This is a genomic window from Nocardioides sp. S5-5, assembly GCF_054954065.1.
Genome location: NZ_CP199913.1, coordinates 3,374,275 through 3,391,465, shown reverse-complemented (window position 1 = coordinate 3,391,465; position 17,191 = coordinate 3,374,275). Strand labels below are relative to the sequence as shown.

Genomic DNA, 17,191 nt, shown 5'->3' with positions numbered 1-17,191 from the left:
TTCCCCCTGGCCGCCGGCGACGGCAAAACTGTAACAAGTTCCATTTTGACCGTGACCTGAGTCACAGGATCCTCGTTGGTCGGCTATGCCTCGACCCCTGCGCGTGCGGCAACTGCTCGTCGCCTGCGTCGTCGTCGTTCTCGCGCTGTCCGCCTGTGGCTCCCAGCTGGACCCCGCGACGGTGGCTCGCGTCAACGGCCAGTCCGGAGCCGGGGCCGACCGGACCAGCGGGGTCGCCGCCCCGCTCGCCGGCTCGGACGGGGACGTCCCGGTGGCCGGCGGTGACGTGGCCGGCGGCGGCACCGGCTCGGACGGGGGCGCGCCCGCGGCCGGTGACGGCAGCGGGAACGGGGGAACCGCAGGCACCGGCGATACGGCGAAGGCGGCCGGCGGGACGTCGAAGGGCAAGGGCTCGCCGGCCGGCGGGGCCAAGGCGGCCTCCTGCGACGGCTTCAAGAACCAGACCGGGATCACCGACGACACGATCACCCTGGCGAACGTCGCGGACATCTCGGGTCCGGTCCCCGGCATCTTCGAGGCCTCCCAGCAGGCGGCCCGTGCCTATGTGGCGTACTTCAACTCCCAGAACACGATCTGCGGACGCAAGCTCGCCATCACCAACCTCGACAGCCGGGCCGACGCGGGCGCCGACCAGCAGGCCTACGCGAAGGCGTGCAGCCAGGCGTTCGCCGCGGTCGGCTCGATGGGCGCCTTCGACTCCGGCGGCGCCTCGACGGCCCAGGGCTGCGGCCTGCCCGACATCCGGGCCGCGATGACGACCTCCGAGCGGGCGGCGTGCTCGACCTGCTTCGGCATCTACTCGGTCCGGCCCAACCTGATCGCCGACTCCGGACCGAAGTGGCTCGCCGCCCAGTACCCGGACGCGGTCAAGAGCGTCGCGATGCTCTACATCAACGCCGGGGCCGCGGTCGGCAACGCCAAGAGCCAGGCCGCGGCGTGGGGGAAGATGGGCTGGTCGGTGGACTACCTCCAGGGCATCGACGTCGCGGAGTTCAACTTCGCGCCCTACGTCCAGCAGATGAAGGACAAGGGCATCACGATGGTCGTCTACCTCGGGCCCTACCAGAACACCGTCAAGCTGCAGCAGGCCATGCAGCAGCAGGGCTTCAAGCCCGAGGTGTTCCTGCAGGACCCGACGATCTACGACCAGCGCTACGTCCAGCAGGCCGGAGCGCTCGCCGAGGGCACCTTCGTGTATTCGACCATCGACCTGTTCGAGAACAAGGCCAACCCCGAGATGCAGCTCTACCTGTCCTGGCTCAACCAGGTGAAGCCCGGCGCGGTGCCCAACTTCTACGGGCTGTTCGCCTGGTCGGCCATGCGGCTCTTCGTCGAGCAGGCCACGGCCCTGGGCGGCAAGCTGAGCCGCGAGAGCCTGGTCCAGGCGGTCCGCAAGGTCAACGACTGGACCGGCAACGGTGCCCACGCCGCGATGCGGGTCGGCACCGCGGAGACCCCGCCCTGCCAGAAGATCATCCGGTACCAGGGCGGGCGCTGGCAGCAGGTCTCGCCCGGCACCTGGCTGTGCGGCGCCGTGATCAACTCGGGAGTGGGTGGCTGATGGGCGCGCGCAACCGGATCCGCCGCGCGGTCGGGGTCGGCCTCGTGCTGCTGGCTCTCACCGCCTGCGGCTCCCAGCTCGACCCGGCGGACGTCGCGAGGGCCAGCGGCCAGGGCGGCGGTACGACGGGCGACACCACCAGCACCGGCGGCGACACCGGACTCCCGGCCGGTGAGGCACCGGCCGCGGGCGACGTACCGGCTGCGGGAGAGGCACCCGCAGCCGGTACCGCCGGTGCCCCGTCCGCGCCGGCGGCCTCCGGAGACGCGGGGGGCACGGGCGGCGCGAGCGGCGGCAAGTCGAAGGGGAAGGGCTCGCCGACCGGCGAGGCGAAGGCGGGCTCGTGCGACGGGTTCAAGAACCAGACCGGCATCACCGACAGCACGATCACGCTGGCCAACGTCTCCGACATCTCCGGCCCGGTGCCGGGCATCTTCGAGTCGGCTCAGCAGGCGACCCGCGCGTACGTCGAGTACTTCAACTCGCAGAACTCGATCTGCGGACGCACGCTGGCACTGGTCAACCTCGACAGCCGGGCCGACGCCGGCGCCGACCAGCAGGCCTACGTCAAGGCCTGCAGCGAGGCCTTCGCCGCGGTCGGCTCGATGTCGGCCTTCGACTCCGGTGGCGCGGCCACGGCCAGCTCGTGCGGGATCCCCGACCTGCGCTCGACGATCGTCAACCCGGAGCGGCAGGCCTGCAAGACCTGTTTCGGCACCTACTCGATCCGCACCAACCTGATCTCCGACCCGGCCGCGAAGTGGCTGGCCGCCAAGTACCCCGACGCCGTCAAGAGCGCCGCCTTCCTCTACATCAACGCCGGCGCGGCCCCGGTCAACGCCAAGAGCCTCGCCGCCGGGTTCGAGAAGGCGGCCGGCTGGTCGGCGAAGTACGTCCAGGGCATCGACGTCGCGGAGTTCAACTTCGCGCCCTACGTCCAGCAGATGAAGGACAAGGGCATCCGCGCGGTCATCTACTACGGGCCCTACCAGAACACGGTGAAGCTGCAGCAGGCCATGCAGCAGCAGGGCTTCAAGCCGGACTTCTACCTGCAGGACCCCACGATCTACGACAAGCGCTACATCCAGCAGGCCGGCGCGGTGGCCGAGGGCACCTACGTGTTCTCGCCCAACGACCTGTTCGAGAACAAGGCCAACGCGGAGGTGCAGCTCTACCTGTCGTGGCTGCAGCAGGTGAAGCCCGGCGCGATCCCCAACTACTACGGCCTGTTCGCCTGGTCGGCGACCCGGCTGTTCGTGGAGAGGGCGATCGCGCTCGGCGGCAAGCTGACCCGCGCCTCCCTCGTCGACGCCATCCGCGCCACCACGGCCTGGACCGGGAACGGAGCCCATACGGCGATGAACCTCTCCACCGGGGCGACTCCGCCCTGCCTGAAGATGATCCAGTTCAGCGGCGGCCAGTGGTCGCAGGTCTCGCCGGGCACCTACCTGTGCGGCGATGTCGTCGACTCCGGGGTCGGAGGCTGACATGGGCTCCCTGTTCGGCTACACGCTGCTGGGCCTGTTCACCGGCGCGGCGTACGCCATCATGGCCAGCGGACTGGTGCTGACCTACACGACCACGCGGGTGTTCAACATCGCCCACGGCGCCTTCGGCATGTTCCTGTCCTTCGTCTTCTGGGACTTCACCCAGCGCCAGGGGCTGCCGACCGTGCTGTCGCTGATCCTGGTGCTCGGCGTCGTGGCACCGGCGATCGGCTGGTTCATCCAGCGCTTCGTCACCCGCGGCCTGGGCGAGGGGCCGGTCTCGGTGGCCCTGGTCGTCACCGTCGGCCTGCTGGTCGGCCTGATCGGCCTGGCCCAGCAGATCTGGCCCTCGGAGACCCGCGTGTTCCCGCCGTTCTGGCCCGGCACCAGCTGGCGGGTCGGCAACACCTATGTCACCGCCCAGCAGCTGCTCACGGTCGGGTGCGCGATCGCGGTCGCCTTCGGCCTGTACCTGCTGCTCAGCCGGACCCGGATCGGCACCGCGATGCGCGCCTCGGTCGACAACCCCGAGCTGCTCAGGCTGTTCGGGGGCAAGCCGGACCGGGTCGCGGCCCTCTCGTGGGCGATCGGCATGTCCCTCGCCGCGCTCGGCGGCATCCTGCTGACCCCGGTGGTCCAGCTCGACTACTACGCGCTCACCCTGCTCGTCATCAACGCGTACGCCGCGGCGATGCTCGGCCGGCTCACGAGCCTGCCGATGACCTTCGCCGGCGCGATGGCCCTCGGCATCCTCGAGTCGTGGGCGGTCGGCTACCTGCCGATGGACGGCTTCCTCGCCTCGTTCCGGCCGGTCATCCCCGCGCTGTTCCTGTTCGCGATCGTGGTGCTGATGCCGCAGGCGCAGCTGCGGATCGGCCAGGTCAAGGGCATCGTCACCGCGCCGGTGCCGTCGATGCGGCTGTCGGTGGGCTCGGGCGCCGTGCTGCTCGCGGGGGCGCTGGTGCTGGTCAACCTGGTCGCGCCCAACCAGGTGCTGCTCATCGGCGTCGCGGCGACGTACGCGATGGTGATGCTCTCGCTCGTGCTGCTGACCGGGTACGGCGGCCATGTCTCCCTCGCCCAGATCACCTTCGCCGGCGTCGGCGCGCTCGCCTACGCGAAGCTCGACGAGCCGAACCTGCTCGGGCTGCTGCTCTCCGCGCTGATCGCCGCCGCGGTGGGAGCGCTGGTGGCACTGCCGGTGCTGCGGCTGACCGGGCTCTACCTCGCGCTGTCGACGATGGCGTTCGCCGTGCTCATGGACAAGGTCGTCTTCAACGCCGACTTCGCGTTCCAGTTCAACGGCACCCTGGCCGCCGAGCGGCTCTCGATCCTCGGCCTGCGGATCGGCTCGGACACGGCGTACGTCTGGTTCATGGTGCTGGCCTTCGTGCTGCTCGCGCTCGGCGTCCTGGTCCTGCGCCGCGGGGCGCTGGGCCGGCTGCTGATCGCGATGCGCGACAGCCCGTCGGCATGCGGCACCCTCGGCCTGGACCTGCGCTGGTTCCGGGTGGGCCTGTTCGCGCTGTCGGCGGGCATCGCCGGGCTCGCGGGCGGCCTGTTCGCCGGCCTGCGCGGGACGGTCGGCTCGGCGGACTTCCTCTACTTCCAGTCACTGCTGGTGCTGCTGCTGGCCGTCGTCTTCGGAGCCACCTCGGTCACGGGCGCGCTGCTGGGGGGCATCGCGCTGGCGCTGCTGCCCGAGCTCCAGTCCGCCTCGCCGAGCATGGCCGGCCTGCTGTTCGCGCTGATCGGCTTCGGCGCGGTGCTCCTCGGCCGCGACCCCAACGGGATCGCGAACCACCTGTTCCGGATCGGTCGCTGGCTGCGCGCGCGGGTCGCGCCGGGCCTCGAGGACCGACTGCAGGGGCTGCTGCCCCGCGGCGGGAGCGGGGACGGCGCGGACGGCGCGATCGACGTACCGCTGGTGGACCTGGCGATCGACGCGAAGAGGGTGGGCTCGTGACGCTGCTCGAGGTCGACGACGTCGTGGTCCGGTTCGGTGGCGTCACCGCCGTCAACCGGGCGAGCTTCACCGCGGACCGGGGGGTGATCACCGGGCTGATCGGTCCCAACGGTGCGGGCAAGACGACCTGCTTCAACGTGATCACCGGCCTGCAGAGGCCGACCAGGGGGCGGGTCCGCTACCGCGACCGCGACGTCACCGGCTGGCCGGTGCATCGACGCGCTCGGCACGGCGTGGGCCGCACCTTCCAGCGGCTCGAGGCGTTCGGCTCGCTCTCGGTGCGCGACAACGTCCGGGTCGCCCAGGAGATCCACGGCGGGCCACCGGCCTGGTTCGGCGGCAAGCGGGGCGCGACGAGCGTGGAGATGCTGCTCGACCGGGTCGGGATCACCGCGTACGCCGACGAGCGGGCCGACGCGATCCCGACCGGCACCGCGCGGCTGCTGGAGCTGGCGCGCTGCCTGGCCAGCGACCCCCGGCTGCTGCTGCTCGACGAGCCGTCGTCCGGTCTCGACGAGACCGAGACCGACGCCTTCGGCGAGCTGCTGGTCGAGCTCGCGGCCGAGGGCTGCTCGATCCTGATGGTCGAGCACGACATGGACCTGGTGATGAGCGTGTGCCACGAGATCCACGTGCTCGACTTCGGCGAGATCATCGCCTCCGGCACGCCGGCCGACATCCGCAGCGACCCCGACGTCCAACGGGCCTATCTCGGCTACGCGGAGGACGACGGCGACACCAGCGTGCTGGAGGTGGTCTCGTGAGCGTCCCCATCCTCGACGTCATCGACCTGCACGCGGCCTACGGCCGGATCGAGGTGCTGCGCGGCGTCGATCTCTCGGTGCCCCGCGGCGCGGTGATGGCGCTGCTCGGCCCCAATGGCGCCGGCAAGTCGACGCTGGTCAAGGTGATCAGCGGGCAGAAGGAGGCGACGTCCGGCGACATCCACCTGGCCGGCGTCCACGTCCAGGGCGCCACGTCCGATGCGCTCGCCCGCGTCGGGCTGTGCACCATCCCCGAGGGCCGCTCGGTGTTCCCGAACCTCACCGTCGAGGAGAACCTGGTCCTGATGTCGTACGCCGGCGTCCCGGCCTCGGCCGTCCTCGACACCGCCTACGCGTACTTCCCGCGGCTGCACGAGCGGCGCCACCAGCTCGCCGGCACCATGTCCGGCGGCGAGCAGCAGATGCTGGCGATGTCGCGGGCGCTGGCCTCGGACCCGGCACTGCTGCTGCTCGACGAGCTGTCGATGGGCCTGGCGCCGCTGATCGTCGACGAGCTCTACGAGACGGTCGCCCGGATCGCCGAGTCGGGCGTGTCGATCCTGTGCATCGAGCAGTTCGCGCGCACCGCGCTGCGGGTCGCGGACTATGCCGCCGTGATGAGCGGCGGGCGCATCGTGGCCACCGGTGAGCCCGGGGAGATCCTCGAGACCATGGCCGACGTCATCTTGGGAGGGGCAGCATGAGCAGGTTCCGACTCGCGGTCACCGGGGGGATGGTCGGCTCGCTGGCGATGCTGGCCGCCGGCCCTGCGGCCACGCCGGCCTCCGCGGACGACGGCGGCGCCCCGGCGTACGGCGGGTACACGACCCAGGCCTGGTCGGCCCCGATCCGGATCGAGGTGTTCGAGCCGAGCGTCCCGATCCCGGTCGACGCGGGGCAGGCGCAGGTCGAGCTCGACCTGGGCTACAGCAAGGTCAAGGCCGACTCGGGCGAGTCCCGCGGGCGCTCGAGTCTGTTCTGGCCGGGCGACCCGGTCGGCGAGGGACTGAAGACCTTCGGCGAGCAGCTGGGGCTGCCGTCGACGCCGCTCACCGCCAACGGCTACCCGATGCAGGTCAACTCGCAGTACCCGGGTGACACCCCGACCCAGCGGGACGAGTCCATCCCGGGCGCGATCATGACCACCACCTCCGGTGAGGGCACGGCGAGCGCGGAGACCGGCTTCTCGCCGGACGGGGCCGTGCTCGGTCCGGACGGCACCGTTCCCGACCCGACCCAGAAGAGCGGCCTGATGGACCTGCTCACCGGCCTCGCGGGGATGCTCACCGGTGGTGGGCTCGGCGGCGCCTCGGCGACCACCCCGGCCTCGGCTCCCGGCCTGCCGCCGCAGCTCGCCGCGCTGGTCGACGTCGACGGCTACGTGTCGAGCTCGAAGATGGAGGCCAAGGACAGCAAGGTCGTCGGCGTCTCGCGCTCCACGCTGGGCGAGATCCGCCTGCTCGGCGGCCTGATCACCCTCGGCGGCGTCGAGACGGTCGCCAAGGCCACCTCCGACGGCGCCACCGGCACCGCCACGGGCACGGCGGTCTGGGGCAAGCTCGCCATCGCGGGCCAGGAGTTCGGGATCGGACCGGACGGCGCGATCGCGATGGGCCAGACCACCCCGATCCCCGGCCTGAACCAGCTGCCGCTCGACGCCCTGAAGGCGCTCGGCGTCACCTTCGAGATCCCGCAGCAGGTCCGCACCGTCGACGGCGACGCCGGCACCAGCATGTCGCAGGGCCTGCGGATCACCATCGACACCCAGCTGCTCTCGCCGCTGCTCAAGGCGCTGCCGACCAACATCCTCGGCGACCTGATCCCGGCCGAGGCCGGCCCGCTCAAGGGCGTCGTGTCCGGCCTGTCCAACCTCGCGCCCACGGTGGTCCTCACCCTCGGCGTCGCCCGGGCCGAGGTCGACACCGTGCCACCGATCGAGATCTCCGCCCCGCCGCCGCCCACCGACGAGGCCGCCCCGCCGGCTGCCGCCGAGGCCGCACCGCCGGCCGCGACGGGCGGGGTGGGCGTACCCTCCGCGGCCACGCCGGTCCCGGTCGGGACGGTGCCGGCCACCGGCGCGGCGGCCACCGGCGACCTCGTGGACGCCGCGCCGACGGGCGCCGGCCTGCCCGAGCTGTTCTCCATCCCGGGCATGCTCCTCGTCGCCGCCTTCGCCCTCGCGGCACTCGCCGGCTCGTGGTTCCGCCGGCTCGGGGCCGCGGCTCTCGGCATCGGCGCCTCCTGTCCCCATGGCCTCGACAGCGGCCTGCCCGACCTCCGAAAGGCGTGAGCCCATGACCACCGCCGCCACCCCGTCCGGCCGCGCCGCCCGATTGCAGGGGCTCCCGCGCGCCGGAGAAGCCGGCTACGCGGGCCGCTCCGGCATCGCCCCCCTGAAGGACAACCACGACGCGCTGCTGCAGGTCGTGCTGTTCTGGGCGGGCGCGATCCTGCTCCCCCTCGGGATCGTGGTGATCATCCTGGGCTGGTACGGCGCCGCCAACACGCCGTACCAGTGGGACCAGATGTCCTATGTCGTCTCCGGCGGCATGCTCGGCCTCGGCCTGACCTTCGCCGGCGGCTTCCTCTACTTCGGCGCCTGGCTGGCGCGGATCGCCGCCGATGGGAGGGAGTCGTCCAAACGCCTCGCCGACACGCTGCTCGTGCTCGCCGAGGTCACCGCCACCGCCGCCCGCACCGACGAGCAGGGCCTCGACGTCGGCGCCATTCCCGTCGTCGCCGGTGGCGGCACCACCATGCACCGCCGCGACTGCGCGCTCATCGCCCACCGCGACGACCTCGCCCCGGTGGGGGAGGACAACGCGCACCTGGCGACGTGCCGGGTGTGCCGGCCGACCGCGCGGCGCTGAGCGCCGCCCCGCTCCGACGCGGCTGTGGACTGCCGGCCGCTACGCCGGGCTGTCCTGCCGGAGCTCCACCACCTCGCGCGCGGCGAACCACCGGGCCAGGGGGAGCAGGGTCAGCACCAGCACCATCGGCACCACGAAGCCGTACCTCAGCTCGTCCTTCCCGACCACGCCGGTCAGCACCGCGCCGAGTAACCCGCCGACGTAGTTGAACTGGTTGAACCGCGCGATCACGGCGTCGACCCGCTCGACCGAGCCGCCGGCGATCCGCGCGGCCGCGGAGAAGCTCAGCGGCGCGACCACCGAGATGCCGGCGCCGGTCAGCGTGAAGCCGAGTACGGCGACCGGCCAGGTCGGTGCGGCGGTGACCACGACCAGGCCGGCGCAGGCGACCACCGCGCCGACGCGCAGGACCGGCGTGACGCCGTACCGCTCGACGAGGGAGTCGCCGGCGAGGCGGACCAGCAGGCTGGCGACCAGATAGGGGAGGGTGGCGAGGGCGACCCAGCGGGAGGGGGCGTCGACGACCTCGTCGAGATAGACGGCGCCCCAGGTCTGGGCGGCGGTGTCGACCATGTAGAAGACGACCATGCCGAGCCCGACCATCAGGATCGGCCGCCACGGGATCGCGAGCTCCAGGCCGGCGACGGCGACGGCGGCCCCGGGATCGCGCGGCAGGAAGCGGGCCCCGGCCACGACCAGCGGCAGCACCGTGATCAGCGCGGTCCAGGCCAGGTCGACGTCGGCGGTGGCGAGGGTGATCGCCGCGCCGAGCAGTCCGCCGAAGGTCCAGGCGCCGTGGAAGCTCGGCAGGATCGTGCGACCGTAGCGCCGCTCCAGGGCCACCGCCTGCATGTTGGTGGTCGCGTCGACCATGCCGAGGCCGACGCCGTAGACCCCCACCCCGAGGAGGTACGCCGGCCACACCGGTGCCGCGAGCATCAGCGCCGCGCCGGCGGCGACGAGCACCAGCCCGGCCCGCAGCACCCGGGCGCTCGCCGCCCACCCCGACAGCCGCTCCGCGAGCACCGACCCGGCGCCGGCGAGCAGCACGATCGCCAGCAACACCCCGGAGATCTCCAGCTCCGAGAGGTCCCAGCGGTCCTTGATGTCGGGCAGCCGGGTGGTGAGGCCGATGAAGACGAAGCCCTGGGTGGCGAACCCGGCCGCGATGGCGAGCCGGTAGCGGTGGAGGGTGGTGGGCATGCGGGGATCCTGCCACTGCTCGGGGGCGGCTGGCAGGATGTCGGCATGGCCGATTCCGCGTTCCTGGCCCGCCACGGCGCGACCGAGTGGAGCGTCTCGGGGCGGCACACCTCTCGCACCGACCTCCCGCTGCTCCCGGAGGGCGAGCAGGTCGCGCGCGGGCTCGCCGACCGGCTGGCCGGGACCGGGTTCGCCGAGGTGCTGACCAGCCCGTTGCAGCGCGCCCGACGTACGGCGGAGCTGGCGGGCTTCCCCGACGCCGAGGTGTGCGACGACCTCCTCGAGTGGGGCTACGGCGAGTACGAGGGCCGCACGACGGCGGAGATCCGCGAGCAGGTGCCGGGCTGGACGATCTGGACGCACCCGAGCCCCGGCGGCGAGTCGGCGTCGGCGGTCGCGGTCCGCTGCGACCGGGTGGTGGCCCGGATCCGGGCGGCGGCGGGGCCGGTGCTGCTGTTCGCCCACGGCCACGTGCTGCGTGCGCTCGCCGCCCGCTGGCTCGGCCTGCCGGTCGCCGACGGGCGGCTGTTCCGCCTCGACACCGCGACCCTCTCCGAGCTCGGACACGAGCGGGAGACACCGGTGCTGCTGCGCTGGAACAGCTGAGTGGGAGAGGGCAGGATGCTTGACGAACGGCTCGCCGCGCAGCACGGTGTCGGACATGCCGACCGATGAGCCGCGGGAGCCCGGGATGCGGGTGGAGTGCCCACGTTGCCCGACGCCCGTGGCCGAGGTGGGCGACGGGCGCTGGTCGTGCCCGGACCACGGATTCGTCGTACCGCTCTGGCGGCCGCTGACCTCGTCCTACGAGGAGTTCGCGTCCCACCTCCAGCGGGTCGGGCCGTTCCCGACCTTCCTGCCGTGGCCGCTGGGGCCCGGTTGGTCGGTCAGCGACTTCGCGGCCGTGGTGTCCGACGACGAGAGCGCTCGGGCGACGATGGCCTGCGTCGCCGGCACCAGCCAGCTCGACGGCCCGGTCGACGTCATGGTGATCAGCGAGGAGCCCGGCACCGGCTTCGGGGCCCGGGTCGCCGGCCTCACCACCTCCGACGACACCGAGCTGCTCGACCCCGGGCACGAGGTGGGCGACGGCCCGCCGCCGGTGCGGGTCCGGGTCGACCAGTACCCGGTCGGGCTGTGGCCGGTCTCGGTCAGCACCTCGCCGGGGGAGTGGGACCGCTCCGTGCTGGCAGGGGAGGCGGGCGGCCGCTGGCTGTGGCTGGTGCTGCGGCCGGCCTCCGCGATCCTGCTGCTGCGCGACGACTGGATCCTGCGCGACGTCTCCGCCACCGGCCCGCAGCTGGTCGCGCTCCCGTTCGGAGGCCCGGCGCCGTCCTGGTGACGCTGAGGTGGTGCCCGCACCACCCCCGATCGGGGTCGGTACGCCCCTGACTGCACGGCGCCGCGCGGCGAGGCTGGACACATGTCAGCCTTGCGAACCGCACTCCGTCGCCGGCCGTTCACCGTGCTCGGGCTGCTGACCCTCGTCGTGGTCGGGGTCGGCACCGGCGCGGTCGTCGGCGACATCCTCGACCGCGACTGGGGGCGGGCCCTCGCCTACGGCCCCGAGCCGCTCGCCGACGGACACGGGTGGACGCTGCTCACCGGGCCGCTGCTGGCCATCTCACCGTGGTGCTACCTCCCGGTGCTGCTGAGCTTCGCGCTGTGCGTCGGGTACGCCGAGACCCGCCTCGGCACGCTGTGTACCGCCCTGCTCTGGCTGTGCGCGCAGGTCGGCAGCGTGGTCGTCGCCAGCGCACTCGTCCTGGCCCTGGGCCCCGACTCGCTCCAGCACGCCCGCGATGTCGGCCCCTCGGGCGGGGCGCTCGCGGTCGGCGCGGTGATGACCGCCTTCCTCGGCACCGCCCCGCGGCGGATCGTCCGGTCCGGACTGGTCGGGTACGCCGTCGCCTCCCTCGTCCTCGTCGGCCATCTCGCCGACGTCGTCCACCTGGTCGCCGTCGCCGCGGGCCTGCTGATCGGCTCCCTCGTCGGCCCGCGCCGCCGTCCGCTGGTCAACCGCGACCGGGCGATCGAGCACCTCCGGCGCGAGGGCGGCGGCACGCTCTCCTGGATGACCACCTGGCCGGGCGTGCGCTACCTCTACGACCCGCGCGGCGAGGGCTACCTCGCCTACCGCCGCCATCTCGGCGTCGCCCTCGCCCTCGGCGACCCGATCGGCACGCCGGACTGGCGCGCGCGGGCGGCGGATGAGCTCGCCGCCTTCTGCGCCGACGAGCATCTGATCCCCAGCCACTTCGCGGTCACCGGACCGGTCGCCCGCGCCGTCGGCGGCCGCAGCCTGCAGATCGGCGAGGACACCCTGCTCGACCTGCCGGGGCTGGAGTTCCGCGGCAAGCGGTGGCAGGACGTGCGCACCGCCCGCAACCGGGCCGCCCGCGACGGGATCCGGTTCGAGCTCGTCGCCCTGGCCGACACCGACCCGCGCATCGTCGCCCAGGTGCGCACGATCAGCGCCGCCTGGCTGCGCCGCCAGCGCACCCCGGAGCTCGGCTTCACGCTCGGCGGCGTCGACCACGCCATGGACCCGCGGGTGCGGGTCGCGCTGGCCCTCGACGCGGACGACCGGGTCCACGGGTTCCTCTCCTGGCTTCCCGTCCACGGGGGCGAGGGCCGGATCGACGGCTGGACCCTGGACCTGATGCGCCGTCCCGACGACGGCTTCCGGCCGGTGATCGAGTTCCTCATCGCCGAGTCCTGCCTGGCCTTCCAGGCCGAGGGCGCGGACGTCGTATCGCTGTCGGCAGCGCCGCTGGCGCGCAGCACCGGGGCGCCGGAGGGCTGGCTGCAGCGCGGTCTGGAGCGCTCGGCCCGCGTCCTCGAGCCCCTGTACGGCTTCGCCTCGCTGCACGCCTTCAAGGCGAAGTTCTCGCCGCGCTGCGAGCCACTGCACCTCACCTACCGGTCACTGGCCGAGCTGCCGAGGATCGGCGCGGCCGTGCTGGTCGCCTATCTCGTCACGCCGAAGACCCGCGAGGCCGGTACGCCGATCACCTGGCCGGTCCCGGTGGTCGCCGAGGAGACCGAGCGGGTGCCCGCCGCCTGACGGCGACGGTCCGCGGGCGCGACACACTAGCCTCGTGTGGTGACGATCGACCTCCACACCCACTCCAGCGTCAGCGACGGAACCGCCTCGCCCGCCGACCTGGTGCGTGACGCCGCGGCGGCCGGTCTGGAGGTCGTGGCACTCACCGACCACGACACCACCGCCGGCTGGTCCGAGGCGGCCGCCGCGGCGCAGGAGGCCGGGATCGGGCTGGTCCGCGGCATCGAGGTCAGCACCCGGTTCCGCGGAGCCGGCGTCCACCTGCTGGCCTACCTCCCCGACGCCGACGACCCGGCGCTGCGGGCCGAGCTCGGCCGGATCGTCGACGGACGTGAGGCGCGGGTGCCCGCCATGCTCGCCCGGCTGCGGGAGCTCGGCGTACCGGCGACCGAGGAGGCGCTGGCCGAGGTCAGCCCCGACAACCGGGTGACCGGGCGCCCGCACATCGCCGACCTGCTGGTCCGACTGGGCGTCGTACGGGATCGTGACGAGGCGTTCGCCCGCTACCTGTACGACGGTGGCCCGGCCTTCGTCGACCGGTACGCCGCGGACCTGGTCACCATGATCGGCCTGGTCACCGCCGCCCGTGGGGTCACGGTCGTCGCGCACCCGTGGGGACGCGGTTCCGCGTCCGTGCTCGACGAGGCCGCCTTCGCCGAGCTGGCCGCGGCCGGCCTGGCCGGCATCGAGGTCGACCACCTCGACCACGACCGGGCCGCCCGCGGCCACCTGCGCGGGATCGCTTCGCGGCTCGGCCTGGTCGTCACCGGGTCCAGCGACCACCACGGCACCGGCAAGACCGGGCACGACCTCGGCTGCGAGAGCACCGACCCGGCCCAGCTGGACCGGATCCTCGACCGGGCCGCAGGGCTCGGGTCCCCGACCGGGCTGGTGGGGAGATCCCGTCGATGATCGACGCCGTGCTGCTCTCCGCGATCGCCGTCCAGCTGGTCGCCGACGCCGTCCGCGCGTTCATCGCCGGTGAGGGCTGACGTCGCCGGAGAGCTACTTCCGCCCCAGCGACTGCAGTCGCTGGAGGACCGAGCGGGGGACCAGGCGGGTGCCGATGACGATCGCCTTGTAGCGCTTCGAGGGGATCGACGTCGCGCGGCCGCGGTCGAAGTCGGCGAGGGCGTCGCGGACCAGGCGGCCGGGCTCGAGCCACAGCAGCCGGGGCGCGGAGGCGTCGCGGTCGATGCCGAGGCGCTCGTGGAACTCGGTCCTCACGAAGCCCGGGCACAGCGCCATCACGGTGACGCCCTGGCCGGCGTACTCCTGGTGCGCCCAGGCGCTGAACGAGCTCACCCAGGCCTTGGCCGCGCTGTAGGTGCCGCGGGGCAGGAAGGCGGCGACGCTCGACACGTTGATCACGCCGCCGTGCCCGCGCTCCACCATGCCGCCGAGCGCCGCGTGGGTGAGCCGCAGCACCGCGCGCACCAGCACGTCCTGCTGGGCCTGCTCGACGTCGACCGGGTTGTCGAGGAAGCGCTCCTTGAGGCCGAAGCCGGCGTTGTTGACCAGCAGGTCGACCGGCGCGCCGCGGTCGGCCAGCCGAGCCTCGACCCGGGCCAGCGCGTCGAGGGAGGTGAGGTCGGCGCGAAGCACCTCCACCCCGACGCCGTACGACGACCGGAGCTCCTCGGCCACGGAGTCGAGCCGCGCCTCGTCGCGGGCCACCAGGATCAGGTCGTCGCCGCGGGTCGCCAGCTGTCGGGCGAACTCCAGGCCGATGCCGGCGGTGGCGCCGGTCACGAGGGCTGTGGGCATGCCGCAACCCTAGGGGTCGATCGGGCATGATGGTCCCGATGAACAGCGTGCAGGCGACTCCCACGGTCCTCGCTGTCGCCAACCAGAAGGGCGGCGTCGCGAAGACGACCAGTGTCGCGTCGATCGGCGCCGCGCTCGCCGAGCGGGGCCAGCGCGTCCTGCTGGTGGACCTCGACCCGCAGGCCTGCCTGACCTTCTCGCTCGGCATCGACCCCGAGGACCTCGAGCTGTCGGTCCACCACGTGCTGACCAAGGGCACCCCGGCCGAGGACGTGATCCTCGCGACCGAGGACGGCGTCGACCTGCTCCCCGCGACCATCGAGCTGGCTCGCGCCGAGGCCGACCTGCTGACCCGCACCGGCCGCGAGCACGTCCTGCGCGGCGTGCTGGAGGACCTGCAGGCGGGCGGGCGCCACTACGACTGGGTGCTGCTCGACTGCCCGCCGTCGCTCGGCGTGCTCACCGTCGCCGCCCTCACCGCGGCCGGCGGGGTGCTCATCCCGCTGCAGTGCGAGACGCTCTCCCACCGCGGCGTGGGCCAGCTGCTCGACACGGTCCACGACGTACGCCGGTTCACCAATCGCGACCTGGCCGTGTGGGGCGTGCTCCCGACGCTGTACGACGGGCGCACCAACCACGCGCGCGCCGTCCTCGACACGATCGCGGAGACCTACGACCTCGAGGTCGTCGAGCCGCCGATCCCCAAGACCATCAAGTTCGCCGAGGCGCCCGCCGCAGGCCGCTCGATCCTCGCGACCAGCCGCACGAGCAAGGGCGCCGAGGCGTACCGCGAGGTCGCCGGATCGCTGCTCGCCCGAACGGCCCGCTGAGTCACGCGTGTCGAAGCATGCGGCTCAGCGCGACACCGGGCGCCACCGCGCCCGGCAGCAGCCCGGCCGGCGCCGCGCGGCTCCGGTGCGCCCCCGCTACGGCCGGATCATCGCCCTCGCCGCCGCGCTCAGTGTGACCGCCGTGGCGGTCGCGGGCGGCTTCGGGCTGCTCCCCGGCGAGCCCGAGACGCCGGTCTCCGCCAGCCAGGACGGTCCGACGACGCCGGTCGCCGCCTCGGCGAACGCGCCGAGGCAGGACGACCTCACCGCCCTCGAGGCGCCCACGACCGGAGAGCTGGCCGACGCGAGCACCCGGATCGCGGCGCTCTCGGACTCGACCGAGCTCCCCGCGCGGTCCGGGACGGGTCGCCGGATCGTGTTCAGCGAGGGCCGCCAGCGGGTGTGGCTGGTCGACGGCGACGGCGAGGTCGCGCGGACCTACCTGGTCTCCGGCAGTGTCGAGGACAACCTCGACCCCGGCACCTACGCCGTCTACTCCCGCAGCCGCCACGCCATCGGCGTCGACGACTCCGGCACCATGGAGTACTTCGTCCGGTTCACCCACGGCACCCAGGGCGCCGCGATCGGCTTCCACACCATCCCGGTCGACGACGGCGAGCCGGTGCAGACCCGTGCCCAGCTCGGCACGCCGCTCTCCCACGGCTGCATCCGCCAGGACCGCCCCAACGCGATCGCCCTGTGGGACTTCGCCCCGGTCGGCACCAAGGTCGTCGTCACCCCCTGACCGCGATTTGCCCTGGGGCGGGGCCGTCTGCCTAGGGTGCCCGGATGCTCGCCACGTACGGGAAGCACCTCGCCAAGATCTGTGCCGCGCTGATGGTCCTCGCCCTCGCCGCCTCGCTGGCGCCCGCGCGCAGCGCCACCGCGGCCGCCCCGGACCCGGCTCCGGCGCCGGCCCAGAAGGGCGGCGGGTTCGAGGTCCGCGCGATGACCTTCAACATCCTCACCGCCTCCATGGCGCCCGGTGGTCTGGGCCGCGCGAACGCCGCCGCCACCCAGGTCCAGGAGCGCAAGCGCACCGTCGTCGCCTTCCAGGAGGTCCACCAGTCCCAGCTGAAGGTGCTGCGTCACCGTCTGCCGCGCTTCAAGTTCTGGCCGCGCCGCACCCTCGACAACTTCAGCGGGGCGATCCAGATCGCCTGGAAGAGCGACGAGTACGACGTCCGCGACAAGGGCGCGATCTACCGACCGTCGATGGGCAAGATGCGTGCGATCCCGTGGGTCAAGCTCAAGCACCGCGCCACCAAGCGGGTGCTCTACGTCGTGGCGATCCACAACGCCCCCGGCGGTCTGGAGCACGAGCGCGACGTCTCCACCGAGCGTGAGATCAAGCTGATCAAGCGCCTCGGCGCCAAGGGGCGCCACCCGGTGCTGGTCATGGGCGACATGAACGAGCGCGTCGAGTTCTGCCGGAGGGTGGCCAAGGCGACCGACCTGGTCTCGCTCGGCGGCACCAAGCGCAAGCCCTGCCCGGTACCGCCCAAGGCCGGCCCGGATTGGATGATGGCCACCTGGACCGGCACCGAGTTCAGCGACTACGCCAAGGTCTACAACGGCATCAGCGACCACCCGGTCGTGGTCGGCAACGTGCGGGTCGAGCCGCTCGCCGACTGAGTCTGCGAACGCAGAAGGAG

16 protein-coding genes are annotated in these 17,191 nt (G+C 73.0%); 14 read left to right on the top strand and 2 right to left on the bottom strand.

From position 1 onward, the window contains the following. Positions 1–103: 103 nt before the first annotated feature. From ACUP6Y_RS16110 to ACUP6Y_RS16080, 7 genes are read left to right on the top strand one after another with little or no spacing between them, the layout of a single operon-like run. Positions 104–1,582: an ABC transporter substrate-binding protein gene (locus tag ACUP6Y_RS16110; RefSeq protein ID WP_462551775.1), complete on the top strand. Its 1,479-nt coding sequence runs from the start codon at positions 104–106 to the stop codon at positions 1,580–1,582. After that, complete coding sequence (locus tag ACUP6Y_RS16105) at positions 1,582–3,069, top strand: ABC transporter substrate-binding protein (RefSeq protein ID WP_462551774.1); 1,488 nt, start codon at positions 1,582–1,584, stop codon at positions 3,067–3,069. The genes ACUP6Y_RS16110 and ACUP6Y_RS16105 overlap by 1 nt, the downstream gene beginning before the upstream one ends. Position 3,070: 1 nt before the next feature. Beyond that, positions 3,071–5,035, top strand: a complete 1,965-nt coding sequence (locus ACUP6Y_RS16100) for an ABC transporter permease (protein ID WP_462551773.1) — start codon at positions 3,071–3,073, stop codon at positions 5,033–5,035. Continuing rightward, positions 5,032–5,799: an ABC transporter ATP-binding protein gene (locus ACUP6Y_RS16095; RefSeq protein WP_462551772.1), complete on the top strand. Its 768-nt coding sequence runs from the start codon at positions 5,032–5,034 to the stop codon at positions 5,797–5,799. The genes ACUP6Y_RS16100 and ACUP6Y_RS16095 overlap by 4 nt, the downstream gene beginning before the upstream one ends. Further along, positions 5,796–6,503 (top strand): ABC transporter ATP-binding protein, encoded by a 708-nt coding sequence (locus ACUP6Y_RS16090; protein ID WP_462551771.1) that lies wholly within the window; start codon positions 5,796–5,798, stop codon positions 6,501–6,503. Before ACUP6Y_RS16095 ends, ACUP6Y_RS16090 begins: the two co-directional genes overlap by 4 nt. Then, entirely contained in the window at positions 6,500–8,089 is a 1,590-nt protein-coding gene (locus tag ACUP6Y_RS16085) for a choice-of-anchor P family protein (RefSeq protein ID WP_462551770.1), read from the top strand. Before ACUP6Y_RS16090 ends, ACUP6Y_RS16085 begins: the two co-directional genes overlap by 4 nt. A gap of 4 nt (positions 8,090–8,093) precedes the next feature. After that, positions 8,094–8,669 carry a hypothetical protein gene (locus ACUP6Y_RS16080; RefSeq protein WP_462551769.1) on the top strand — a complete coding sequence of 192 codons (576 nt, stop codon included), beginning with the start codon at positions 8,094–8,096 and terminating at the stop codon, positions 8,667–8,669. 39 nt (positions 8,670–8,708) lie between these two features. Here the strand turns inward: ACUP6Y_RS16080 and ACUP6Y_RS16075 are convergent, their stop codons facing one another. Next, positions 8,709–9,872 (bottom strand): MFS transporter, encoded by a 1,164-nt coding sequence (locus ACUP6Y_RS16075; protein WP_462551768.1) that lies wholly within the window; start codon positions 9,870–9,872, stop codon positions 8,709–8,711. 45 nt (positions 9,873–9,917) lie between these two features. Here ACUP6Y_RS16075 and ACUP6Y_RS16070 point away from each other — a divergent pair, with 45 nt between their 5' ends. The 4 genes from ACUP6Y_RS16070 (at position 9,918) to ACUP6Y_RS16055 (ending at position 13,851) form a co-directional block, all read left to right on the top strand. Further along, entirely contained in the window at positions 9,918–10,478 is a 561-nt protein-coding gene (locus ACUP6Y_RS16070) for a histidine phosphatase family protein (RefSeq protein ID WP_462551767.1), read from the top strand. 55 nt (positions 10,479–10,533) lie between these two features. Then, positions 10,534–11,214 (top strand): DUF6758 family protein, encoded by a 681-nt coding sequence (locus tag ACUP6Y_RS16065; RefSeq protein WP_462551766.1) that lies wholly within the window; start codon positions 10,534–10,536, stop codon positions 11,212–11,214. Positions 11,215–11,295: 81 nt separating this feature from the next. Next, positions 11,296–12,939, top strand: a complete 1,644-nt coding sequence (locus ACUP6Y_RS16060; RefSeq protein WP_462551765.1) for a bifunctional lysylphosphatidylglycerol flippase/synthetase MprF — start codon at positions 11,296–11,298, stop codon at positions 12,937–12,939. A gap of 39 nt (positions 12,940–12,978) precedes the next feature. Further along, entirely contained in the window at positions 12,979–13,851 is an 873-nt protein-coding gene (locus tag ACUP6Y_RS16055) for a PHP domain-containing protein (RefSeq protein ID WP_462551764.1), read from the top strand. Positions 13,852–13,944: 93 nt separating this feature from the next. On the opposite strand, the gene ACUP6Y_RS16050 is transcribed toward ACUP6Y_RS16055, so the two are convergent. Further along, the gene (locus tag ACUP6Y_RS16050; RefSeq protein WP_462551763.1) at positions 13,945–14,706 is read right to left on the bottom strand and encodes an SDR family NAD(P)-dependent oxidoreductase; all 762 of its coding nucleotides are present in this window, start codon (positions 14,704–14,706) and stop codon (positions 13,945–13,947) included. Between the two features lie 38 nt (positions 14,707–14,744). Here ACUP6Y_RS16050 and ACUP6Y_RS16045 point away from each other — a divergent pair, with 38 nt between their 5' ends. The 3 genes from ACUP6Y_RS16045 to ACUP6Y_RS16035 are packed head-to-tail and all read left to right on the top strand — an operon-like array spanning position 14,745 to position 17,171. After that, entirely contained in the window at positions 14,745–15,536 is a 792-nt protein-coding gene (locus ACUP6Y_RS16045; RefSeq protein ID WP_462551761.1) for a ParA family protein, read from the top strand. Positions 15,537–15,543: 7 nt separating this feature from the next. Further along, complete coding sequence (locus tag ACUP6Y_RS16040) at positions 15,544–16,281, top strand: L,D-transpeptidase (protein WP_462551760.1); 738 nt, start codon at positions 15,544–15,546, stop codon at positions 16,279–16,281. A gap of 44 nt (positions 16,282–16,325) precedes the next feature. Beyond that, positions 16,326–17,171: an exonuclease/endonuclease/phosphatase family protein gene (locus tag ACUP6Y_RS16035; protein WP_462551759.1), complete on the top strand. Its 846-nt coding sequence runs from the start codon at positions 16,326–16,328 to the stop codon at positions 17,169–17,171. Positions 17,172–17,191 lie beyond the last annotated feature (20 nt).